At 47.9% G+C, this 23,663-nt stretch carries 19 protein-coding genes; 13 read left to right on the top strand and 6 right to left on the bottom strand.

Annotated features, from left to right (window positions below; genetic code table 11):
• The first annotated feature begins 92 nt into the window (after window positions 1–92).
• The gene (locus ACWQXP_RS09640; protein WP_454062606.1) at window positions 93–1,067 is read left to right on the top strand and encodes an exopolyphosphatase; all 975 of its coding nucleotides are present in this window, start codon (window positions 93–95) and stop codon (window positions 1,065–1,067) included.
• An 804-nt stretch (window positions 1,068–1,871) separates the two neighbouring features.
• On the opposite strand, the gene treZ is transcribed toward ACWQXP_RS09640, so the two are convergent.
• Window positions 1,872–3,785 carry a malto-oligosyltrehalose trehalohydrolase gene (gene treZ / locus ACWQXP_RS09635; RefSeq protein ID WP_454062605.1) on the bottom strand — a complete coding sequence of 638 codons (1,914 nt, stop codon included), beginning with the start codon at window positions 3,783–3,785 and terminating at the stop codon, window positions 1,872–1,874.
• A gap of 206 nt (window positions 3,786–3,991) precedes the next feature.
• Here treZ and glgX point away from each other — a divergent pair, with 206 nt between their 5' ends.
• Window positions 3,992–6,121 (top strand): glycogen debranching protein GlgX, encoded by a 2,130-nt coding sequence (gene glgX, locus ACWQXP_RS09630; RefSeq protein ID WP_454062604.1) that lies wholly within the window; start codon window positions 3,992–3,994, stop codon window positions 6,119–6,121.
• 101 nt (window positions 6,122–6,222) lie between these two features.
• Here the strand turns inward: glgX and ACWQXP_RS09625 are convergent, their stop codons facing one another.
• Both ACWQXP_RS09625 and ACWQXP_RS09620 read right to left on the bottom strand, forming a co-directional pair.
• On the bottom strand, window positions 6,223–6,459 hold the full coding sequence (locus ACWQXP_RS09625; protein ID WP_454062603.1) for a YtxH domain-containing protein: 237 nt from the start codon (window positions 6,457–6,459) through the stop codon (window positions 6,223–6,225).
• Window positions 6,460–6,537: 78 nt separating this feature from the next.
• A complete protein-coding gene (locus tag ACWQXP_RS09620) occupies window positions 6,538–7,479 on the bottom strand; it encodes a hypothetical protein (protein ID WP_454062602.1) in 942 nt (313 codons plus the stop codon).
• Window positions 7,480–8,265: 786 nt separating this feature from the next.
• On the opposite strand from ACWQXP_RS09620, the gene malQ reads away from it, so the two are divergent.
• From malQ to ACWQXP_RS09595, 5 genes are all read left to right on the top strand, one after another.
• Window positions 8,266–10,467 carry a 4-alpha-glucanotransferase gene (gene malQ / locus ACWQXP_RS09615; protein WP_454062601.1) on the top strand — a complete coding sequence of 734 codons (2,202 nt, stop codon included), beginning with the start codon at window positions 8,266–8,268 and terminating at the stop codon, window positions 10,465–10,467.
• 177 nt (window positions 10,468–10,644) lie between these two features.
• The gene (locus ACWQXP_RS09610) at window positions 10,645–11,505 is read left to right on the top strand and encodes a mechanosensitive ion channel family protein (RefSeq protein WP_454062600.1); all 861 of its coding nucleotides are present in this window, start codon (window positions 10,645–10,647) and stop codon (window positions 11,503–11,505) included.
• A 3-nt stretch (window positions 11,506–11,508) separates the two neighbouring features.
• Window positions 11,509–12,384 (top strand): magnesium transporter MgtE N-terminal domain-containing protein, encoded by an 876-nt coding sequence (locus tag ACWQXP_RS09605; RefSeq protein ID WP_454062599.1) that lies wholly within the window; start codon window positions 11,509–11,511, stop codon window positions 12,382–12,384.
• A complete protein-coding gene (mgtE, locus tag ACWQXP_RS09600; RefSeq protein WP_454062598.1) occupies window positions 12,384–13,679 on the top strand; it encodes a magnesium transporter in 1,296 nt (431 codons plus the stop codon). Before ACWQXP_RS09605 ends, mgtE begins: the two co-directional genes overlap by 1 nt.
• A gap of 161 nt (window positions 13,680–13,840) precedes the next feature.
• Window positions 13,841–14,608 carry a CBS domain-containing protein gene (locus tag ACWQXP_RS09595; protein ID WP_454062597.1) on the top strand — a complete coding sequence of 256 codons (768 nt, stop codon included), beginning with the start codon at window positions 13,841–13,843 and terminating at the stop codon, window positions 14,606–14,608.
• A 120-nt stretch (window positions 14,609–14,728) separates the two neighbouring features.
• Here ACWQXP_RS09595 and ACWQXP_RS09590 read toward each other — a convergent pair whose 3' ends face one another.
• Window positions 14,729–16,654: a sodium:solute symporter family protein gene (locus ACWQXP_RS09590; protein ID WP_454062596.1), complete on the bottom strand. Its 1,926-nt coding sequence runs from the start codon at window positions 16,652–16,654 to the stop codon at window positions 14,729–14,731.
• 293 nt (window positions 16,655–16,947) lie between these two features.
• Here ACWQXP_RS09590 and ACWQXP_RS09585 point away from each other — a divergent pair, with 293 nt between their 5' ends.
• The 6 genes from ACWQXP_RS09585 (at window position 16,948) to ACWQXP_RS09560 (ending at window position 20,982) form a co-directional block, all read left to right on the top strand.
• Window positions 16,948–18,021 (top strand): hypothetical protein, encoded by a 1,074-nt coding sequence (locus tag ACWQXP_RS09585; protein WP_454062595.1) that lies wholly within the window; start codon window positions 16,948–16,950, stop codon window positions 18,019–18,021.
• 61 nt (window positions 18,022–18,082) lie between these two features.
• Complete coding sequence (metF, locus tag ACWQXP_RS09580; RefSeq protein WP_454062594.1) at window positions 18,083–18,985, top strand: methylenetetrahydrofolate reductase [NAD(P)H]; 903 nt, start codon at window positions 18,083–18,085, stop codon at window positions 18,983–18,985.
• A 324-nt stretch (window positions 18,986–19,309) separates the two neighbouring features.
• Window positions 19,310–19,603, top strand: coding sequence for a type II toxin-antitoxin system Phd/YefM family antitoxin (locus ACWQXP_RS09575; RefSeq protein ID WP_454062593.1), 294 nt, complete (start codon window positions 19,310–19,312; stop codon window positions 19,601–19,603).
• Window positions 19,603–19,890, top strand: a complete 288-nt coding sequence (locus tag ACWQXP_RS09570) for a type II toxin-antitoxin system RelE family toxin (protein WP_454062592.1) — start codon at window positions 19,603–19,605, stop codon at window positions 19,888–19,890. The genes ACWQXP_RS09575 and ACWQXP_RS09570 overlap by 1 nt, the downstream gene beginning before the upstream one ends.
• A gap of 457 nt (window positions 19,891–20,347) precedes the next feature.
• Window positions 20,348–20,587, top strand: a complete 240-nt coding sequence (locus tag ACWQXP_RS09565; protein ID WP_454062591.1) for an AbrB/MazE/SpoVT family DNA-binding domain-containing protein — start codon at window positions 20,348–20,350, stop codon at window positions 20,585–20,587.
• Window positions 20,584–20,982, top strand: a complete 399-nt coding sequence (locus ACWQXP_RS09560; RefSeq protein ID WP_454062590.1) for a PIN domain-containing protein — start codon at window positions 20,584–20,586, stop codon at window positions 20,980–20,982. The genes ACWQXP_RS09565 and ACWQXP_RS09560 overlap by 4 nt, the downstream gene beginning before the upstream one ends.
• Before the next feature lie 179 nt (window positions 20,983–21,161).
• Here the strand turns inward: ACWQXP_RS09560 and ACWQXP_RS09555 are convergent, their stop codons facing one another.
• Both ACWQXP_RS09555 and ACWQXP_RS09550 read right to left on the bottom strand, forming a co-directional pair.
• The gene (locus ACWQXP_RS09555; RefSeq protein WP_454062589.1) at window positions 21,162–22,007 is read right to left on the bottom strand and encodes a YihY/virulence factor BrkB family protein; all 846 of its coding nucleotides are present in this window, start codon (window positions 22,005–22,007) and stop codon (window positions 21,162–21,164) included.
• A 249-nt stretch (window positions 22,008–22,256) separates the two neighbouring features.
• Window positions 22,257–23,624, bottom strand: a complete 1,368-nt coding sequence (locus tag ACWQXP_RS09550) for a DUF4340 domain-containing protein (RefSeq protein WP_454062588.1) — start codon at window positions 23,622–23,624, stop codon at window positions 22,257–22,259.
• Between the last annotated feature and the right edge of the window lie 39 nt (window positions 23,625–23,663).

Genomic DNA, 23,663 nt, shown 5'->3' with positions numbered 1-23,663 from the left:
GACCGAAATTATGGTGTATGGGCTTTCAGCGAGTCATGGGCATGTTCATGGTCTGCTCTTATGAACCTTCTTCGACTTTTAAGGACCTCGCTATGGAAACTGGTAAATTTCGCTTAGTGACCCGCAGTGACTTTGATGGACTCGTGTGTGCCGTCCTACTGAAAGAAGTGGGGATTATTCAGGACATACAGTTTGTCCATCCCAAAGATATGCAGGATGGAAAGGTTGCAGTCACCGCTTGTGACATTACGACGAATCTTCCATATGTGGAGGGTGTGCATCTTGCGTTTGATCATCACCTGAGTGAGACCATTCGCAATACAGGTGGGAGGGACAATCATATCATTGATCCTGATGCTCCTTCAGCTGCGCGGATTGTCTATCAATATTACGGTGGCGATAAAACATTTCCTGCCGCTTGGAATGAGATGATGGAAGCTGTGGATAAGGGCGATTCAGCTCAATATGAAATTGATGAAATTTTGAATCCGCGTGGCTGGGCTTTGATGAATTTTCTCATGGATGCACGTACCGGACTTGGGCGCTTTCGTCAATTTCGAATTTCGAATTATGAGTTAATGATGGAACTTATCGAACAATGCAAAAGTCTGAATGTCGATGAAGTTCTCGCTTTGCCAGACGTTCAAGAGCGGGTTCAGTTGTTTCAAGAGCATGCCGAATTGGCCAAAGAGCAGATACAACGATGTTCGACGGTTCATGGGAATTTGGTTGTCTTAGATCTTCGTGAAGAAGAAACGATCTATGCAGTCAACCGTTTTATGATTTATGCCTTGTTTCCCGAATGCAATGTTTCCATTCATGTCATGTGGGGGCTCAAAAATCAAAATACGGTGTTCGCCATTGGGAAGTCGATTGTTAACCGAAGTGCAACATTAAATATTGGGGAGCTTTGCCTGACGTACGGTGGCGGTGGACATCACAATGCGGGAACGTGTCAGATAGAGAATCATAGGGCTAATGAAAAACTGCAAGAAATTATCGAGAAAATTCACGAGCAAGGATTAGCGCCGGTCGCAACAGGATCGGCAGCTTGTGTCCGAGCTTAACTGGCTGTATATGCGGTGCGTTTCCGTCGGAGACCGTATCCTGTCGTGAATTCTATCGGCGACAGTTGGGGCGCTACTTTTTAGTTTTGACGCCCTCTCCTCCCTGACAATTTTAGTCATTCAATTTTCATGAAATAACGAGGCCGGGGCCTTCTTGGTCAATAAGAAGGCCCCGGCCTTTCTCTATATAAAAAGGCGTCTCTGAAGCTCGGTCTAATTGCCTCTACGACGTAATCGTCTTTGCTTGAATCACAGCCCTCTTCATTTGAACGGCTTTATACACGTTCGTGTGACCGAGCGCGGCGGTCTCGTCGGCAAGTCTACCCTCAAGGCAGAACAAGTTTCCAGAAAGCCCGACGCAAGTCGAGCCCAGAAAAAGCCTGGTAAATCGTGAGTGGGAATTTGTCTGTTGAGATAGGGGTAGAAGACGTCATTCAACGAAATTCTTTTTCTTCGCAATCAGTTGTTCATTGGAAATGTGAACTTAACCTCATTGTTGATTGAGCGCTATAGCGAATCCACCAGTTGGAATGCCTGGACACGATACCATGCAAGAAGGTGCAATCTTGCATAGCATTCAACTGCGTGATTCGGCCATCGACCTGAAGTATCAATTACATGTGTCCAGGTCCAGCTGAGGCCTATCAACTAACCGTGCGCTATTACTCACTTCAAACATCGAAAGGTTATACCCGCTTGGATTGACTGGCCATGATTGACGTTTATATCACGTATTGCTTAGCAATATTATACAAGTGAGTGCGTTATCGTTTCGGTATAACTGACACGGCTATAGGTCTCAAGCTATGAGGTGCTGTTTACGTTTTCCTGACGGTAGATCCAGGCCGGAAATACTGGAAGCGAAGTTTTATATTTTTGTTCTGTGAGATCGAAATTCGTGGGAGCTGGAGAAGGACGATCATGATTAGGAGAGGCGTAGGCTTGAGCCCCATTGTCCAGCAGGAGTGACCAGCGGTTTTTAGGTTGTTGCAAGGTCAGTGAGGTTGGTTTGTCGTTAAATCCAAGTACGAGCAACATGGCTGGTGCGGTCGGGTGTTTGCGATAGATGGTAAGAGTATTGGATTTTTTGTTCGTCCATACACGTAGCTGATGTCCTTTGACGCCAGGGCCTAATGACAGGTGTTGTTTGCGGAGTGTGATGAGTTGCGTCACCCATGCTGCCATACGATGCTGAAGGTCAGTCTGTTCGTCAAGTGGTGTGAGTCGCGAGGCTTCAAATGTTTTCACATCATAGGGATCTGGCACCTCTTTCCAACCAAACTTCTTGAATTCTGCCAATCGTCCTTTGCGTACGGCTTCAATTAACTGTTCATCCCCGTGATCAATAAAGTATTGAAATGGCATATGTTCACCATACTCTTCACCCATAAAGAGCATTGGGATGAATGGGGATAGAAGAATCGAGGTCATCAGCACTTGCTGCGCTGAGTGCGGGATGAGCGTTGAAAGTCGATCGCCTTGGGCGCGATTGCCAATTTGATCGTGGTTCTGGGCAAACACCACAAACGAGGTCGCAGGTAGATGGGACGCAGAGTTCCCATGACGTCGGTGGCGATGCTGTGAGTATTGTCCCGAAAGGACAAAATGTTTCTTGAATCCCGTGGCGACATGATCGAGTGACCCAAAGTCTGAGTAGTAGCCCCGCCGCTCACCGGTAACTAGACTATGAAGTGCGTGGTGAAAATCGTCGTTCCATTGTCCATCTAACCCATAGCCACCCTTTGAGGTTGGAGTAATGATTCTTGTGTCATTCAGGTCACTTTCTGCAATGATATGCGCGGCTCGACCAGTCCTAGCGGCTTCGATATGAACCGCTGTCGTGAGTTCTTCGAGAATGTGTTTCGCGCTGAAATCAAAAATACTGTGAATGGCATCTAAGCGGAGTGCATCAATATGATAGTCTCGAATCCAATAAACGGCATTATCAATGATGGTGTTGCGTACGGCATCGCTATAGGGGCCATCGTAATTAACCGCACTTCCCCATGGTGTTCGATACTGATCGGTAAAAAACGGACCAAACTCTCCCCAATAATTTCCTTCAGGACCGAGGTGGTTATAGACGACATCAAGGATTACAGCGAGTCCTGCTTCATGACAGGCATTAATTAGGCGATGGAGTCCTGCCGGTCCTCCGTAGCTATTTTGTGGTGCAAATAAGTAGGTGCCGTCATATCCCCAATTTCGGACGCCGGGAAATTGCGCAATCGGCATGAGTTCAATAGCCGTAATGCCCACTTCGTCACGAAGATACAACAAGAATGGGATAATCGCATCGAACGTTCCCGCTTTCGTGAACGTGCCGGGATGAAGCTCGTAGATAATGAGGTCTTGGAGTGGGAGACCTTTCCATTGCTGGTCGGTCCACGGAAAGGCGTATGGGTTGACGATTTCTGATGGCCCATGTACCCCTTCGGGTTGGAAACGAGAAACTGGATCTGGACGCACGGTCTCATCATTGAGGATATAATGGTAGCGCGTCCCGGGCGGCACGTTTTCAATCGTCGTCTGCCAGTACCCGAATGGTTGCGAGGTGAGACTCAGAGGCGATTCAGTGCGGTCCAAAATGTTGACAGCGACTGACTGGGCTCGTGGCGCCCATACCTTAAATGATGCCGTCGAGTCATCCACAATGGTGACTCCGGAGTCATACGCGTGCGTGGTGACTTTCTGCTCGGTTGTACGTGTGTTAGTCATAATGAATTTCGTGTCCTTGCAACATCTTGTCTTGAGTTAAGAGATAATTGTTCTTATATATTAAATATGGTGGGTACCCATCATTCTGATTATGCCTTGGAATTTGGATTTGCGCCAGTTTTGAATTTTCAGTATAGTGAAACTCATTTCAGTTTTCATACCGTCTGCATTGTAGAGTGATAACCTCGTACAGGAGAGCCGAAACTATGAAAATGTGGCCGGGGCGCCCGTATCCCCTTGGTGCGACGTGGGATGGTCAGGGTGTCAACTTTGCGTTGTTTTCTGAAAATGCCACGAGTGTCGAATTATGTCTCTTTGGACATGAGTTGCAGGATCAGGAGACCCATCGAATTCGCATCGAGGAACGGACGGATCAAGTGTGGCATGTGTATTTGCCGGAAGTCCGACCTGGACAATTTTATGGGTATCGGGTGCATGGTCCCTATGAGCCGCAAGAAGGTCATCGATTTAATCCTTCGAAGTTGTTGATTGACCCCTATGCCAAGGCGTTGAGCGGAGTCGTAAAGTGGTCAGAGGCGATGTTTGGCTATCGCATTGGTGATTCAGGGGAAGACCTTTCATTAGACAAAAGCAATAATGCCGGGAATGTTCCGAAGGGCATCGTGATCGATCAGGCCTTCACGTGGAGTGGGGATAGGCTTCTGGATATTCCATGGGAGCAAACCATTATTTATGAAGTGCACGTTAAAGGACTGACCATGCAGCATCCCGACGTCCCGGAGTCGTTACGCGGGACGTACGCCGGTCTAGCCTCACCACCGATGATCGAATATTTTCAGTCATTGGGTGTGACAGCTGTGGAGCTCTTGCCTATTCATCATTTTGTGAATGATAACTTTCTTCAGGAGCGGGGCTTGACCAATTATTGGGGCTACAATTCTATCGGGTTTTTTGCGCCCGATATTCGGTACTCCGCTTATCAAGATTTGGGTCGGAAAGTGTATGAGTTCAAGACGATGGTCAAAACGCTTCATAGCGCAGGGATCGAAGTGATTTTAGATGTCGTGTACAACCATACTGGTGAAGGCAATCACCTTGGTCCCACGCTCTCATTTCGAGGTATTGATAATGCCTCCTATTACCGATTGGTGCCCGATAACCTTCGGTATTATATGGATTATACGGGCTGTGGGAATACTCTCAATGTCCGTCATCCCCGAACGCTTCAACTGATTATGGATAGTTTGAGGTATTGGGTATGCGAGATGCACGTCGATGGGTTTCGATTTGATTTGGCTTCGGCATTAGCCCGTGAGTTACATGATGTTGATCGGCTCAGTGCATTCTTTGACATTATCCATCAAGACCCGGTGTTATCTCAGGTGAAACTCATTGCCGAGCCATGGGACTTGGGAGAGGGTGGCTATCAGGTTGGAAATTTTCCTCCAGGGTGGGCCGAATGGAATGGAAAATATCGTGACGATATTCGACGATATTGGAAGGGCGATGGTGGGCTACTTGGTGAGATGGCGCATCGATTGTCGGGGAGTAGTGATTTGTATGGCGCGAGTGGTCGACAACCATACGCTAGTATTAATTTTGTGACCGCTCATGATGGATTTACGCTTCATGATTTAGTCTCGTATAACGAGAAGCAAAATGAAGCTAATGGAGAGGAGAATCGTGATGGGTCCGACGATAATCTGAGCTGGAATTGTGGCGTCGAGGGGCCGACCGATGATGTGGTCATTCATGAGTTGCGAGAGAAGCAAAAACGAAACTTTCTGGCGACGCTGTTACTCTCGCAAGGTATTCCGATGATCTGTGGCGGTGATGAAATCGGGCGAACTCAAGGCGGAAATAACAATGGGTATTGTCAAGACAATGAAATTAGTTGGTTTGATTGGAATCTTTCAAAATCGGAACAACACTTATACGAATTTACCCGGCTCCTCATTCATTTAAAGAAGTCTCATCCTGTATTTCGACGGAGACGGTTTTTCCAAGGTCGTCGAATCCGTGGCTCGGAGGTCAAGGATCTGGCGTGGTTTGGGTCGCATGGGAAAGAGATGACGGATGAAGAGTGGGATATGGGGTTTCGAACCATCGGCATTCGGTTAGCTGGTGATGCGATTGGAGAAAAAGATACACGCGGTCAGGCGATTGTTGACGATACATTTCTGTTGTTGCTCAATGCGCACCATGAAGATGTGTCATTTACCTTGCCAGCTCATAAAAAAGGTATACGGTGGGAGGTTGTGTTTGACACCTCGATTTCCCCAGAACAAAAAACGCAAAAACGACGCAAACTCATTAAAGGTGGGTATCCCTATGCACTTTCCTCACGTGGATTTGTACTCTTGCGGAAACGCTAGCAGGGCCTTACAAATCTCGTCGCTCGCATTTCGTATCTCGTGTAAAAAACCTTACTGTTTTTTACGAGATACGATTCACGAACGACGATTCACGGAGTTAATTAGCCTCGATCTCCAACAAACCGTTTTCCGCGTTCCATCAAATGATCAACGGCATCACGTGCGTCTTCAGTGAATTCGTTCACTCGTTCTCCCGCATCTTCAGCGAAATTTCGCAATTTTCGACGTGTTCTTGTGCCCGATTGAGGGGCCATTAATACTCCCATGCCTGTGCCAAGAACAAGGCCTGTGATGAACGCGAGTCCTCCAAATAAAACATAACGTGTATCGGTGTCCATGCGCGAATCTCCTTTCTGACTTGTTGTGAGACCTCCTAATAGGACTCGGTTTTCAGTAAATGTAATGATCTTCTACGCTTAAGCATATTCTATCGGAAAAGCTGGTTGTTTACCAATTCCGGCTAAATCTTCCAGAATATGTCCTGGTTCTCCCCAATGACTCCAGCGTACGTGCTCAAGTTCGATAATCGCTAAGTTCGGTGCCAATTGGAGGAGGGCCAAAAGCGAGGCATCGCAGAGTTTAAGTTTTTGGAATGTTTTTTCCAGAACCGTCCGTTCATAAGATGTGCCAATAGCATCCTGAAACTCATCAAAGATCTCCATCATTTGGGGATGGTATTGCCATCCGAGGTTCCAGAGTATTTCTGATTTGGCAACCAGGATAGAGGTCGTTGAAAGATGATGTGTCTGAGAGAAAAGACTTTCATGTTCGTGACGCACGGGTTCTTGAGAGAGGTCCTTCACCCCATATACCGGAGTTCCATGAATCCAGCCAAGTTGATGGTCAAGAATGACGTTACAACCAGAGGGCTGATCGTTGGACTCCGCAGCCTCAAGAATGAAGATATGATCAGCGCTTTCTTCTGTTGCCCAAATGATACGTTGAACGGTTCGTAGGAAGAGGTCTTCGGGATACACGAAATGATCAGAGGGGTAGGCGACCACCAGCGACTGTGGGTCTTTGACTTGTAAATAGGTCAAGGCCAGGAACAGACTGACAACCATGCTTTGGTGCTGTGGCTCGGTCATGATAATGCCTGGGACGCGACCTCCAAGCTGTGTGCAGGCTTCATGAAGGTATGATTTTTCAACAACCGTAATTTTACAATTAGGATGACTGAGTTGGTCAGCGCGATCCCATGTATGTTGAAGCATCGATCGAGAGCCCACAAATGTACAGAAGGGTGTTGGCTTATTGTAGCCGAGCCATTGGGTGCTGAGGGGCGGTACGTCATGGTGTTCTTCCCCAGTAAGAATGACCGACCATAATGGAAGCTGTTGACGTTGCGTGGTAGGCATGATGACTTCCTTTCTAAGAGGGCATAGAAAGTAATGTCCCCTTCGTTAGAGAATGAGAGTCACGTTTCTCCTCTCTCGCGGTGGCCGTTCGAAGTCATTGCAACGGGTCTTGTCGACGAGATGTTCTCGTCTGTTAGCAATCGAACGGCAGTGATGTGGCTTTCTGTTGTCTCATCAATGTCTCCTGAGATGAGTCAGTAAGCCTCTCTGTGTGTAAAGACATTTCCGATACTCCAGACTCTTCATCTACGGTAAAAAGAAGAGGCAATGGATCGTTCAATCTTCGAAACTTGGATGAGTTAAGATAATGGCGGAAAAGAGAAGGAGGTAGAAAAGGAAGAAAGTAAATATACGATCCGAGTTGTGAACCCTGGCTCCGGTCATATGTAGTTGATGAAGCGGTTATGCCAAAACTTTTTTCACGAGGGGGGGAAGTAGACATTTGATAAGCCTCAATACACCTCTAGGGCTTATAAGTATTTCATAAAGGAATTTGATTCTGCTCCAATATGAGAGAAAGGTCAAGTGCATTTTTGAAAAATCGCATGCCATATCTATTTGTTGGCATAATGATGGAGGACGAAGTGAACATTCGATTGCCTTGATACTGGTTTATACGTAAATTTTCTTGCGGTAAGGACTGGGGTGTGGTATCTGGAACTGAATGATTTTCTTCCAGGGAAACCAACACGTTATCAAGAATAGGCCCATGTGTTTCTTAGTCAATTTTGCCGGAAAGGCACGTGTCTATTATCTATTGTGTGCTCTAAGATCATCGTATTTCTCATGACACTGAAATCGAACGAGCGAGAACCAGATGTGTTTGATTTAGCTGACTGCTATGGCATGGCTTCTGCTTATACCGACGGAATTGGGTCGGCGCGCACAATGACGTCGGAAACGCTTGCCTTAATTTTGACGGCTATGGGTGTTCCTTCCGAGTCGCATGAATCGATGGCTCAAAGCTTAGAGCAGATTCGTGGTCAAAAGTGGAAGCAGGTTGTGGATGAAGTGAAAGTGATCGAAGAGGGCACTCGAACGCCTTCTCTGGTGATGTCGATACCATTGAAAGCTCTCACGTTAGATGATGTCTGGGTTTCATGGACAATCACCGATGAGCAGTCCGGTACGCAAGTCTTTTCACGTTCATGTCAGGATTGCCAATTGCTCGAGGAGACCGTGATTGATCACACACGCTATGTGCGTGTCGTTCTTCCTCTTCAGGCTCCTCTATCTTTGGGTTATCACTGGGTATCCCTTTCAGTCAAAGTCGCTCATCAGTCGTTCAGCGGGAAGACGTTTATCATTGTAGCGCCTCGTCAATGTTATACCCCTTGCACCCCATCCCGAAGTGTCGGGGTGAGCGTGCAATTATATAATATTCGTACCGCAAAAAATTGGGGAATTGGTGATTTTCGTGATTTGAAGAGATTACTTCGGTGGTCGGGAAATGATTTGCGCGTGTCAACAGTTGGGGTCAGTCCTCTCCATGATCCAACCGTTGGAGTGACGAGCCCATATTCACCGTCAAGTCGACTATTTTTTAATCCGTTATTTTTAGACCTCGAGTCTATACCGGAATTTCGTTCATCACCATCCGTGCAACAACGCTTTCATAGCCGACGCTTTCAACAAACGTTAGAGCACTTACGGACGAGTCAATTGGTTCAGTATGAACGGGTCCGAGCTTTGAAATTCGAAGTATTAGAGAGCTTATATCAAACATTTAAGCAGCAGCATGTGCAACCTCAAACCTCTCGATTTCGAGCATTTGAAAACTATCGTCGTACACAAGGGCCGTATCTTGAACTGTACAGTCTCTTTCAAGTGTTGTCTGAACATTTCCAGACATCAGCGTGGCGTGAGTGGCCGGAGGAGTATCACACGCCACATTCACCAGAGGTTCAATCCTTCTTGCACGCAAGCGCGGATCGTGTCCAATTTGTGCAATATGTTCAATGGCATTGTGAACAGCAATTAGTCGGGCTTGATCGATTGGCAAGGCGTCTCAACCTGGCGTTTCGCATGTATCATGATTTACCTGTCGGGGTGCATCCTGATGGAGCGGATGCCTGGATGTTTCATGAGGAGTTTGGGTCGGGCATTACCTTGGGAGCACCACCGGATTCTATCAATCTTCAAGGACAAAACTGGGGGTTGATGGCTCCGGTTCCCTGGCGAATGCGTACGGCCGAGTATCGCCTGTTTATTGAGACGCTTCGTCGTAATATGCAATTCGGGGGAATGTTACGAATTGACCATGCCCTCGGCCTTTTTCGGCTGTTTGTGATTCCTGAGGGGCAAACAGGAGAGGTCGGGACATATGTACAAACGTATGTCGATGAAGTCCTGGCTATTTTGGCATTAGAAAGTGTGAGACATCAGGTGATGGTGATTGGTGAAGATCTTGGGACTGTCACGCCGGAAATACGTGCGCGCTTAACGCAATCCGGTATCCTTTCCTATCGACTCATGCCGTTTGAACAGACGTCCATGGGGAAATTCCGTGCTCCCAAGCAATACCCTCAACAGGCCATGGTGTCGTTTACGACACATGATCTTCCAACATTCATCGGTTATTGGGCTGGTCGTGATATCGAAGTCAAAGCCCGAGCCGGTCTGTATACCACTGAGCAGCAAATGGAACAGGATTGCGAGGCCCGCATGCGAGATCGAGTGGCGTTACTCGAAGCATTGGTGGACGAGGGAATTCTTCCTAAGGAAGTATCAGCATCATTTCCTCTCGATGCTCCGTTTACCTTCGTGCAGGCCGTCTATACCTATCTGGCTCAAACGCCTTGTCGACTCTTGATGATTCCTCTTGAAGATCTTCTGGGGGAATTCGAGGCTCCGAATTTACCGGGAGCAAAAATTGAGGCGTACCCGTCCTGGCAACTCAGGCTGACGAAGTCGTTTGAATCCTTCAGAAGAAGTACGTCTATCCGTTCATTCATGCAGGCCGTTCATCCGCATCGTGATACGGTGTGACTCCGTTAGCGCGCGACATGTGGTAGGCTACGATGAGTTGATGTCAATGTCTTCGCCGTTGCTTGCGACCCTCGTAAAGGACATGCCAAGATAACAGACTGTATGCCAAGGCTTGGAAGAGCGTGATGGTCTCTTTTCTGTCTCATCTCGAAACATTCGTAAGGTTGATGATTCTCTATGATCACATTCTTGAAGTTTTCAAAGGCAAGTATGACAGATTGGGCTGAACGTATCACGCAATCGTTTGCGGCCAGTGTGTCGGATGTCCTGTCGTTTCTCCCATCGATTTTAGAAGCGATGTTGCTGTTAGTATTAGGGTTTTTGCTGGCCAAGGTTGTGGGATCTGCTGCGACACGGTTGTTTCAGTTTTTTGGTCTTGATCGACTCTTGGGGCGGACGACGATTCAAACATTGCTTGAACGGTCAGGTACCAAAAAACAGATTTCTGAAATATTAGGTGTCACCGGTTTCTGGCTTATTTTTCTGTTGTTTTTGATCTCGGCGTCCAAGTCTGTTGGCTTGGGGATCGTATCTGAAGCCTTAACGAGTTTGGTGTACTACATTCCCAAGGTTGGGATTGCCATTCTTATTTTGGTGTTAGGGTTGATGGCCACCAACTTTGTTCGAGAATTGATCCTCCTTGCCTGTAGTTCAGCTGGTATTGCGCAAGGGGCCATTGTCGCTCAAGCATTTTATGTTGCTGGGATTCTTCTCGTTGTAGTCACGGCCATTAATGAATTAGGCATTGATACAAGCTTACTCAACAATACCATTATTTTAATTGTCGCCGGTCTGATTGCCGGTGCAGCATTGTCATTTGGTCTTGGATCACGTGCAGCTGTCTCCAATCTGATTGCCGCGCATTACCTGCAGTCGGTGGTTCGCGTGGGGCTTCATGTTCGAATGGGAACGATTTACGGGACAGTTGTCGCGATGACGCCGGTTTCCGTTGTGCTGGAAACGGAAGAAGGCCGAGTGGTCATTCCAGCGTCACAGTTCAATGAAACAACGGCCATTATCTCAAGGCCAGAAGGCTAAGGCATGATGGAGCCTGCAGATCGTTTGACCTTAGGCTATGTCCGGTCCCATCCGTTAGAAGCCGCTCGACGGTTGGAAGCGATGAAACCTCATGAGTCGGCTGAACTTCTGGCGCCGTTACCAGCTGAGGATGTCGCGTCTGTCTTAGAGCATTGCTTGCCCGGTCCCGCTTCAAAAGTGTTGTCGAACCTCACCTTACGAATGACGTGTCATGTGATTACGGAACTCTCCACCTCTTCAGCGATAGGCGTACTTCGGCAATTTGATGATTCCCTTCGTCTTGATTTGTTAGATCGATTGGAAAAGGCCATTGGAGCAAGCTTGCGTCGAGCCATGCGGTATCCTCCTCATACGGCCGCGAATTTAGCCGACCCTCGAGTGTTTACGTTACCGCCGGATGTGACGGTTGAAGAAGCCTTGGTTCGTACGAAGCAAGACGTGCGGCATGCCACCTATTATGTGTATGTGATTGATCGCGACACGAAACTCGAAGGTCTTGTCACACTGAAGCAGTTACTCGCCAACGAGACTGATCAATTAATTGCATCGATGATGACCGCAAAAGTGGTGACACTTTCTGCGGAGGCGAGTATTGACGAAATTCTCCAACATCCACAATGGGAACGGTTTCATACCTTGCCTGTCGTTGATCGATGGGGGACGTTCTTAGGAGCCTTGCGATACCGCACGCTTCGCGGGATTGAGCAGGACCAGGTTCATAATCCTGACCCCGGTCCGCTGAGTCAAGCCTTGATACAATTGTGGGAAGTGTATTCGTTGGCTGGGATTGGCATGATGACAGATATGGTGAAAACCATGGGTACACAAGAGGGTGAAAAATCCAACACCTCGGTGACGTATCCGAAAGACAGGCACTAATGTCGCATCAAGTGATTCATGAAGCCTTTTTTACGGATCACCATGAAGAAGCGGCACAAATTCTCGAAACCTTTACAGTCTCAGACATTCTCCGCTTGTTGCAATCAACAAGTGGAAAAAATTCCGCTAACCTTCTTTCCTGCTTAAGTCCGTCGCTCGCCGCGGAAATTTTAACCGCCATGCCGAGCGATCTTCTTACAAAAACGTTGTCTGAATTATCTCCGGCCATTGCTGCGTCGCTGCTTCATCGTGTGGATGAAGATCTGCAAATTGCCATTCTCAGTCGTACGGCGTCAAAAACGGCCAATGAAATTCGGGCGCATATGGAATATCCTTCTGAGAGCGTCGGGAGTTTGATGGATCCTTCGGCCTTTGTCCTTCCCGAAGACTTTACGGTGGAGGAGGCCATTGTTCAGATTCGGAAAAAAGCCTCAAAAGATCTTCATGATCTCTATATCATTGATCGGAGTCATACGCTTGTCGGGAAGTTGTCGTTGCGCGATCTTCTTTTGGTCTCACCCGACGAACGCCTCCAGTCGGTTATGCATCAAGATTTGCCGGCCATTCACCCGCTGGAAAGCCGTGAGCAAATTGTTGAGCTGTTTAGCGAACGACATCTCTTTACCATTCCAGTTGTGGACCTTGATGGCAAGTTGTTAGGCGTGATTCGAAATGAAGATATTGTGAAGGCCAGCCAAGAAGACGCCACGGCTGACTTGCAGACTATGGTGGGAGCGAGTAAGGATGAACGTGCCTTGTCACCGGCGTGGTTTTCTGTTCGAAAACGACTTCCGTGGCTACAGATTAATTTGTTTACTGCCTTTGTGGCCGCCTTTGTGGTGGGAATGTTCGAAGAGACTATTGCCAAAATTACGGCGTTGGCCGTGCTGCTACCCGTTGTGGCCGGGCAGTCGGGAAATACCGGTGCGCAATCGCTGGCGGTGGTGATGCGGGGACTTGCGTTACGAGACATCCGTCCCTCGCAATGGCTAACGGTGAGTGGCAAGGAAGTGTATGTGTCATTTTTGAACAGTATTGCGATTGCGTTAACGGCTTGCGTGGCGGTGGCGCTCTGGAGTCATTCCGTTGGTCTCACTCTGGTCATTGGTGTTTCGATGATCGTCTCGATGGTCATCGCCGGATTATCCGGTGCGATTATTCCTCTGACGCTCAAAGCCTTTAAGCAGGACCCCGCACAATCATCCTCAATTGTCCTCACGACCGTCACAGACATCGTTGGGTTTTTCAGTTTCCTTGGTTTGGCGACGGTGTTTTCAAAATTTCTCGAGTTTTAGTTCTATCTGTGTCACAGCGCTATCTCAAGCCCCGTAGCGTTTTTTACCCTCCTGGTGCTGGAACGGGTCGAAACATACTTTGAAAAATCGGATGTTGCCTGTGCCTCACATGGTGAGATACTATCTTGACCTTCATTATTATCACCACAGGAGGAGGCCTTATGGAAAAGTCGGTCGTCAATCGAACGGAAACCGGAGTTCCTTTTGATCGTGATATTGAGCGCTTACGAACCCAATTGACCACCTTGAAAGGTTACTTGCGAACTGAGCCCTCTTCTGAGGACTTATTGGAGTTCGATTCAAAGACTGTAGATCTGATTAGTGACATTTTAGGCAGCTCTTCGCCGATGATCGAAGGGTATGAGTATGCCACTGTGGGAGAAGCCGCCGGACTCATGAATTGGCCTGATGAAGCACCGGAAGGGATGACCCATGAGTCGGAGCGAGAAAATATCCGCCAACGCTTGCGAATTTTAGAAAGTTGCGTGGCGGATTTAGAGGCACGTCGGTCTGCGGCCACCCAAGGCGCTCGACGAAAGCGCTCATCCGGTCCTCGCGTGGCGGAATATATGTCGAAATCGATTCGTGCCATTCCCATGGATGCCACGCTGAAAGAGGCTGGGCAGTCGTTTACGAAGTGGAAAATTGGATCATTGCTTGTCCAGGGTGGGGATGAATTTGTTGGCTATATTACAGAGACCGAACTCACGAGAGAGGTTGTTGGGGATGGCGTCGATGCCAACACGACGACGGTCAAAACTTGTATGCGAGAACCAGTTATTTCGATTGAGAGCAGCGATGCAATCGTAGAAGCTGTGCGGTTAATGAAAGAGAAGGCGACTCGTCATTTGGCTGTGACGGAAAATGATCGGATTATTGGTGTCGTGTCAGTCTCTGATGTCTTACGCTATTATTCCGGTGTGAGTTAAGTCGAAACGTCTTGCGTGGACCGTTGACAGCGATCGTCTAACACATGACGACTTGAATAGCAGTCTGTGTTTTTTATGAATGGGGGGTGTTCCTCATGTATCCTTGTGCCCCTTTACCCATCAGGTTGAACCTGGTGTTAGGTGAGGGTCGGTTGCGAAGGCCAGTCGCCACCAGATAGGCACGAGCCCAACACCTGTGAGCAAGATACCGACAATCCATCCCGTCTCCCATGGGAACCATGAGGGGCTTGGACTGTGAGCCATGATCGACCCAATGCCGGTCAGTACGCAAAAAATGGAGAAAGCGGCAAGGATTGTTGCCAGGGCGGCTCTCCAGAGTCTCGTGTGTGGGGCACGTGGTGAGTCCTCGCATTCCTCGGCGATTGGTCCCCAAAAGCCTGGGGGGCAAGCTCTCCGATAAAATTCCTTTAAATGTGTCCGACTTTCTGGTTTGGTGAGTAACGTTGTGAGAATACTCACGAGGGTTGCCCCAAGTGCCATGATCAGGATACGTTGAGCTTCGTCGGTGCCATTTGGATTCCAGAGTAACAGCGGGGCAAGCACCATTGAGCCGGCAATGCTGGCAAGTTCTCCCCACGCATTCATGCGCCACCAAATCCAGCGAAGAATCAGGGTGACTCCGATTCCAGACCCTAAGAGGAGACTCATCTGCCACGCCGTCTGAATGGACGCGAGGGTAGGAACGAGCAATAATGCCAGCGTGAGAATGAGGAGGTTGGCCCCTCGGGCAACCCAGACCAGAGAGCGGTCGGAAGGCGTTTGCTTGAACCACCGTGGGCAGATAAATCGTTTGTAGATGTCGTTGGTCCAATACGAAGATCCCCAATTTAGATGAGTGTCAATGGTTGACGCGAGGGCCGCGAGCATGCCGACGAGCATGAGTCCGCGCAGACCATTTGGCAATAATTCAGCAATGCCGCGCACAAATGTGAATTCTCTGTCTGCCGTATAATTGGCGTCGATAATTCCTGCGGTTGGAGGAAAGACGACTAAGAGCCCCAATCCCAGTGGAATCCAGATCAAGCTTCTGCCTAACACTTGTGCGATGGTAAAGATTACGGCTGCATATTTCGCATCACGATCGCTCCGGCAAGCCATCGAGCGTTGCGCGAGGTATCCAGTCCCATCGGCATTCATTTGAAAGAGCCATTGAAAACTATAGGCGAGCAGGACCGCAAAGGATACATCTTTCGCTTCGGTTGGGGTAAAGGCGACGAGTTGCTTGAAGGTTAGATTGGCTGGTCCGACCGGTGTGTACATTGTCAAGAGTTGTTCGTGAAGCGCTGTGAATCCTCCTACGTGGAAAATCACATACCCTGCGAAGATAAGACTGGCGATGATGGCAATGCTGAATTGCACAATATCGGTGGCGACGACACTTCGGAGGCCGCCTGTTGTTGAGTACAGAAGTGTGACAAGGATGACGATGCCAATCGAAAGCAGATTATTGGTGGAGAGTATCCAGAGGTGTTCTGATGTGATGTTTTCGAGGGTAAACGGGACGCCGATCCATTGAACAAGGTGGACGAGTGGATCATACAGAAATGGCGGAAGCCATTCATGCCAGAGGAGAAACGGTTCGGCGAGCCTGGTCGCCGCCAGGAGAACCATTGCAAGTATTGTACAATTAATGATTGTGCCAAAATAGATGGCTTTGATCCCTCGCAGGAGTGGGGCGGCTTGACTATCGTATCGAATTTCAGTGAGTTCTGCATCAGTCAGGACGCCGACCCGACGCCAACTTGCTGCGAGGAGAAAGCCCATCAGTAAAAAGGCCAAGGCGTAGATCCACAGTCTCCATAACGAAAAAATCCCTGCTGTGGCGATGAGTCCGGTGACCAGTAAGGGCGTGTCTGCTGCAAATTGAGTCGCCGCCATACTGATGCCGGCCTGCCAACCTCTTAAAGTACGTCCTGCCAGAAAGTATTCTTCAAGGTTTTGGGAGGCAATCGACCGAGATCGAAGTCCATTCGCCAAAGCGTAGAGAATAAACAAAAGGAGAATAATGAAATCAAGCGCATTCATAGGAGAAAGCGAAATGACTCTGTTTTACAATGTATAACTCGAAGCCGAATTGGCATCACGTACACAGCGCAACCACCCATATTGTACAAGCAAAAGGTAAAAGGAACGGCTATAACTTCCGTATGTTTGAAGTGAATATTTTGCGCTGAGTTAGTTGATATGCCCAGCTGGAAATTAATTGGATTCGCTATAATATTTGCACTTTAATCAAATGGTATGGGAAAACACCCTGTGGAGCAAATCTATTTACTTTGAGATTTTCCCTATTCTTTCAGTGTAAGAGTTTTTGAGACATGGATACGTTCACGCAAATATTTCTGACGACAAGCTTTCTCATTCATGGAGTGTTGAAGAGCTTGGTCATTGGTGGAATTCCTATTTTGATGATGACCTACTATCGTGGATCTTCTGGTGATGGAAATGCCTATTACCTGAGGCTGGCCAAGGGCATGAGCAAATTAGCTCCGATGACCTTTGCCCTTGCGGTGATGTTTGGTTTTGTTGTGTGGGTTAGTGTTCGCATCCAGTATAATTGGACGTTGTCGCCGTTACTCGGGTCGATAGCGTTAGGGTGGATTGTACTGGTGACTCTCCTGCTAATTGGGTTCTGGGGTATTATGAACATGTCGCGGACTTATCATGATGCCTCAGGAAATCAATGGGCAATGGGGAGCCTTGTGATAGTGTGTATGGTGGCGATCACGGCGTTATTTGTCACTTCACATGTTGGGACACTCGCGCTTTCTTCCAGTGCAGAGTCGCTGTTAACTGGTACGACGAAAGACTTGAATGAGCCAACAATCTGGCCGCGGTTTTTTCATTCAATTCTCAGCGGAATTGCCGTCACTGGAATAGCGCTCACGATCTATGGAAGTCTTCGACCTCAATGTCGAGAAGACCATGACGCTGATCCTGCTCCCTATGATACGAGATTGGTCCGATATGGCGTGGGGTGGGTTCTTGGAGGCACCGTCCCTCAAGTGGTGGTGGGGCCTTGGTTCATGTTGATGTTACCCTCAGACGTGCGATTTCACTTGGTCGATGGAACGACTGTCGTCTCCTTAATCTTTTTTGTCAGTCTGACATTAACCCTCCTTTCCTTGGTGTTGCTCAATTCGTCACTTATGGTTCCACACAAACGGGGATTGGTCTGGGGCGGAATAGGAAGTCTGCTCTTGACCATCGTGTTCATGGTCCTGGTACGTGAAGAAGTCAGGAAAGTCTGGATGAGTATCAATGGAGGTCGAGCAGAATTCGTCGAACTTTCCTGGCTCGTGGTCATCAGTGTTGTGGGGATTATGGGTGTGGGGTTGTATCTCGGTGGTCGATATGTCACATTATCCCGCAATAGTGCAGTGACATCTTAATGTTTTCGGTATCTTGCCGAGTATGAGGGGAGTACCCTCTGTCTTACTTCAAGGATCATTCATGCATATTTCAGATGTTCTCGCTCAGAATAACCCCGCAATCAGCTTTGAATTTTTTCCGCCAAAAACCGAGGCCGCATCAGACGAACTCTTTCAAACCATTTCTAAGTTGATGCCGTTACAACCGGCGTATGTCAGTGTGACCTATGGTGCGGGTGGGACTACTCGTGGGCGTACGCATGACTTAGTGGTTAAACTCCGAAAAGAAACGGACCTCACGATTGTTTCTCACTTAACCTGTGTGGGATCAAGCCAAGAAGAAATCAAACAGATTTTAGCGAAGTATGATACCAATGGGATTGATAATATTATGGCGTTGCGAGGCGACCCACCCAAGGGAGAAATCCATGCCGAGCCGCCTCCTGATGGGTTTGCTTATGCCTCGGATTTGGTGGTGTACATCAAATCACAATTTCCACACATGGGTGTGGGGGTGGCTGGATTTCCAGAAGGCCATCCTGGAACGCCAAACCGATTGACCGAGATTGATCATTTGAAGAAAAAAATTGATGCCGGAGCCGACTACATTTGCACGCAGCTATTTTTTGATAATCGTGATTTTTACGATTATTGCGAACGCTGTGAAATGGCGGGGATTAAAGTCCCAATCATCGCAGGGATTATGCCGATTACCTCACGGAAAGGTATGGGCCGCATGTCCGAGCTGGCGTTAGGGGCTAGATTTCCAGGTAAATTACTTCGAGCCATGGAACGTGCGGAAACTGACGATCAAGCCGAGCATGTCGGAATCCATTGGGCAACCGAGCAGGTTCACGATTTGATCGATAACAAAGTTCGGGGCATTCACTTCTATACGTTAAATAAATCCAAAGCGACATTGAGGATTTATCAGTCCCTCGGCATCCGCAGCTCCGACTGCTTCCAACAGCATTTCCCTTACTAGAACACCTGTAATAAAGGTGTTCATAAGGGCATGAATTTTCCACCTAGGTTGCCCACCATGTGCGCGTCGACGTACCGGGTCCGTGTTCTAGCCGGACACCTGTAATCAAAATGTTGGTAAGGTCATGAACTTTCCACTTAATTACTTCCGTCAGGTGATAGACCTTCCCGATCCATATACTAGGGCCCTGAAGTCATACAAGGTATCATTGCTCTCTATCTCGCATTAAATTTCTTTCGCTTGACAGATTTCAGGGGAATTCGTACAGTACGAGTATGACCAAAATTATGACCAACTTGAGATGGAGGGTGTACGTGTAAGTTTATGGGGAAAACATTGCCAATTTCTGAAGTGAAAGCCAGATTGCCTGAACTCGTCACCGGCGTACTTGAACGTGAAGAAGAAGTCGTGGTCACTCGAAATGGAAAGCCGGCAGCCGTCTTAATTAATTATGCCGAATACGAACGAGTGCGTGAAACCATTGATATCCTCAGTGACTCGGACCTGATGCGTCAGCTTCGCAAAAGTCAGACATTTTATGTATCCAAGAAAAAACCGTTGTCTTTTGAAGATGTATTTGGAGAACCTCTTGCGCTTTCCTCCAAACGTCTGCGGTAATGGCTTCCTTTCAACTCGATATCCCACCGCACATTGCAGAAATCATTCGCCGACTCCCGCCCGATATTAAGCGAAGTATCAAGTCAGCAGTTCGAACCCTTTGTTCGACGCCAACTGAAGGCGAGCCTCTGGTCAAAGAATTAGAAGGATTATGGAAGTATCGTGTCAGGCGATTTCGGATTGTGTATGCGATTGATCGAAAAAGGAAGGTCATTCGCATTTTTGCCATAGGTCATCGTCGAAGCATTTACGAAGAAGTCACCGAACAGGTGAGGCCATTGCGGTAATCGTCAGAAGAAGTGGGCTGTTCACACGGCTGAAACGTGCAGTTAAGGAATGACTCTTTGAGCAATGATATTCCCACATCAAATTTATAGCTTTTCATTGGGACGGCTAGAGCCTGTAGGCGTCAGGTTTTAAGTACTGAACATAAGGGTTCCACGCAAGGCTGTTCTTTCATATGCGCGTCGACTTACCCGGACCGTGTTCTAGCACACCTATAATCAAAATGTTGGTAAGGTTATGAATTTTCCACCGAGGTTGCCTACCGTGTGCTCGTTGACTGACCCGTACCGTGTTCTAGCCCGACACCTTAAAAGTGCAGTGTAAGAGGAGCTTCGCTTCTCAACAAAGTTGTTATATCATCTGTCAAAAAAACTTAATAAGGTATGTGAGCAAAGCTGTCGAGACTTGACTTTCTCCTTACTTCATGTAAGGAGAATATGGTAAAGTAAGGAGAGTAGTATGGCTATTGCAACTCTGACCAGCAAAGGACAACTCACGTTACCAAAGGAAATTCGCGACCAACTCAAGCTTGATCCTGGAGATCGAGTAGAGTTTCTCGTTGGATCTGACGGACGCATTACGGTGTGGCCGGTGACCTCCGATGTCAAGACTTTGAAAGGCATGATTCCCAAACCTAAAAAACCTGTGACGCTTGAGGCCATGCGAGCGGCTATTCGTCGTCGGGGCAGACGTCGGTGACGGGAATCGATACCAATGTTCTTGTGCGCTATTTAGTACAAGATGACCCACCCCAGGCTAAAGCAGCCACTTACCTTATTGAGAAGGAGTGTACTCGGGAGAACCCTGGATTTCTTAATCATTTAGTTTTGTGTGAAACGGTATGGATTTTAGACGGCTGCTATGATCAGTCGAAGGATAACCTCATCAAAACCCTTGAACAGCTGTTGCGTGTGGCAGAGTTACGAGTTGAGTCTTCACATGTTGTGTGGAAAGCTTTGGAAGATTATCGAAATGGGCCGGCAGATTTTGCAGACTACCTGTTAAGTCGAATTAATGAAGCTCATAGTTGTTTGACGACCGTCACATTTGATCGTGCAGCAGGGACATCTTCAGAATTTACGTTATTGAAATAGAAATTCTCAGGCGGAATCGTCTGCGGGACTAAATGGAAAATTTTGGTGTTGGAAAAGTTAGAGCTTGGCTGGAGCTGGAATAACGGTTTTTCGTTTAGACCTAATACTGATAACATCACCGGCACTACATCTAACACTCCACAACCGTCGCGAGTGCTGCGCCAGAATCGAATCCGACACTACCGCTCTTCTACATTATTCTTCCTTCGTTCATGCTCCCATCCAACTTCAGCTCCCAAGATAAACACCACGGAAGCATAGTATACCCACAGAAAAAAGAAAATGAATCCGCTGAGTACACCATAAAAGGCCGTCAGAATCTGTGCGAGGTCGACATATAATGAAAAGACCCACTTAGAAATTTCAAACAGGCCGGCAGCGGTGAGTGACCCGACGAGCAGTGACGTTTGACTGAGACGAGTGGGCGTTGAAAAACCATAAAAGAGATAGAACAGGGCCCCGAGACAGGTAAATCCGAAAACCTTTCCGATGACAAACCAGAGAGGGGTTAAGAGCTCTTTGATTGCGGGGAGGCTCTCTCCATATGATTGAAGCAGGCTTAAGGCCGAATTGACCAACACAATCACGATCATCAGTAACGACAGGACCACCATGAGCAGAAAGTCATTGCCTTTGCCTTTTAGGAATCCGCGACCCTCCCCCACGTGAAAGACTTTATTGAGCACATGACGGGCAGAGGAAAAAACGGCACTGCTAAAGAGGAAAAATAAAAAGAACCCTGTGAATCCAAGAATGCCTCGATTATCGATTAATGAGGAGAGCAATCCCAGAAAAGGTTCTTGGAATTCCGGGAGCAGACGTTCGATAATATCTTGAGCCCACTCTAATGCACGATCTGATCCGATGAGGGTGTATCCTAATCCTGAGACAAACAGTACAGGGAGTGGGAGGCAGTAGAGGATAAGATCAAATGATAGCCCTGATGCCAAAAATGGACCATTATCAGAAAAAAACTTTAACCATACATTTTTCAGGCTATGCCAAAATTGAATGATGATATTCATGTGGGGATCGAAGTACGGATCACGACGACGATGCGTTCATGCGGGTTGTGAGAAATCTGCCTGCAATGACTGAGCAGAGAAACCTTCGATTCCTCCTAGGCGAACATGGAAGTTCTCGGCGATAGGTTTTTATCTCTTTCTTCTTGTGCTGATGGTAGCATTCTTCTTACTCGTTGGAAATCATGAGTTTTGTCTCCTTGAGTCACGGTAAGAGTCCATCATCAAGTGTTTGGCCTCTGTCGTATGGAGTTACTCGCGATCGTGCGCGTGTTCGATGAGTTGCTCTAGGGCGGGTATTTGCGTAAGGATGGTGGAGCGAGCCTGGACTATGCCGGGAAGTCCGGCGCCAGTAGCGTAGACGAGTCCATGGTCCGCATTTCCGATACGGAGGCGCCCTCGCTCTTGTCCACGTTGATCGGTTGCGACAATGCTAAAGGTGGGTTGAGCTAACCCATATTGGTCAAGTGCTGTTTCTTCTTTGGCGATACGATGTTCTGCCGGCAAGTCTGCGAGGCGACTGACTAAGAGTTTCACGACTTTTTGGTTCAGCGGTGTGGCAGGGCCTTCTTCCCATAACCATGTCTCATTTTGATTAATGAGTCCATAGGTTTCTTTTGGAGTCGTAATACGGACGATGGTCAGTTCATCGACCGGAATGCCTAATAGCCGCTTGTCGCGTAACCCAAACAGTCCTTTTGAGACTTCTTTCACGATTTGTGAGTGAACCAGGTACAGCGGTTTCTCTGGTGAAGTGAGAGCATAGGTTTGCTCGGCGTTTTGATAAAATGACACAGGGTGCATGTGTTTTCCTGTTTTCATGACGGCCGTGGCGACGGGCTTCCCTAAGCTTTGTCTGAGGGCAAGCTTTTCCGTCTCCGTATCCACAAATTTTTCTGCCTTAAGGTCTTCTAGCGCCATTAATAAGATGCCCACGGTTGTTTTATCGGCTGGTCCTTCGATTGGTTGTTCAAATTGCCAGTTGGGGCTCATTCCATGAACACCGGGAACGCGGTAGAGCACCGTTTTTTGATCTTGAGACTGGAGTTCGAGTTGTTCGACTTGGGCGTGATTAAAAAAGAGCACGTCTTTTAACCGAAACGTGTACAAGTTTTTTTTGGCGAACGTCAAGACGTCGAGAGTGGTGAGGACGACGCTATTATCCGCTTCTTTGCGCACATACAGAGAAGAGGAAAATGGGCCGGGGTTCCCTAAGTCGAGCGTGAGTGTTTGCTCTTCATCTGTGACGGTGACGGTCATATGGGGAGGTTCAAGGCCGTATTGTTTAACGTCGGTTGCCTGCTCTTGAATGACGCGTTCTATTTTTCCAAGGGTTAACGCACGGAGAATTTTTCTGACCTCTCGTCCATCAGCTGGAGCTGTCAACGGCGTCGTAATCAGCCAGCGGCCGCGTTCGCCTCGGTCAAAGGTAATGTGTTCCTTGGCGGTCTTCAAGGTGAGCTGGGTGATGTGACGGTCATCAAATGGAATAAGTTTCCGATTTTCTTGTTTAACCTGAATGGCCTGCTCGGATGCCGGGACATCGACAAAATAGACGTATCCTCCGATACCCAGCAGGATGACCGCGAGTATGATCGTCAATCGATAAGAGCTAGACATTCTGCTGAAACTCCATTTACTGAGGTGATACGCATCCTA

This window comes from Candidatus Nitrospira salsa (genome assembly GCF_965152625.1).
Note: the sequence above shows the minus strand (reverse complement) of the source record. Positions and strands in the feature narration are given on the sequence as shown.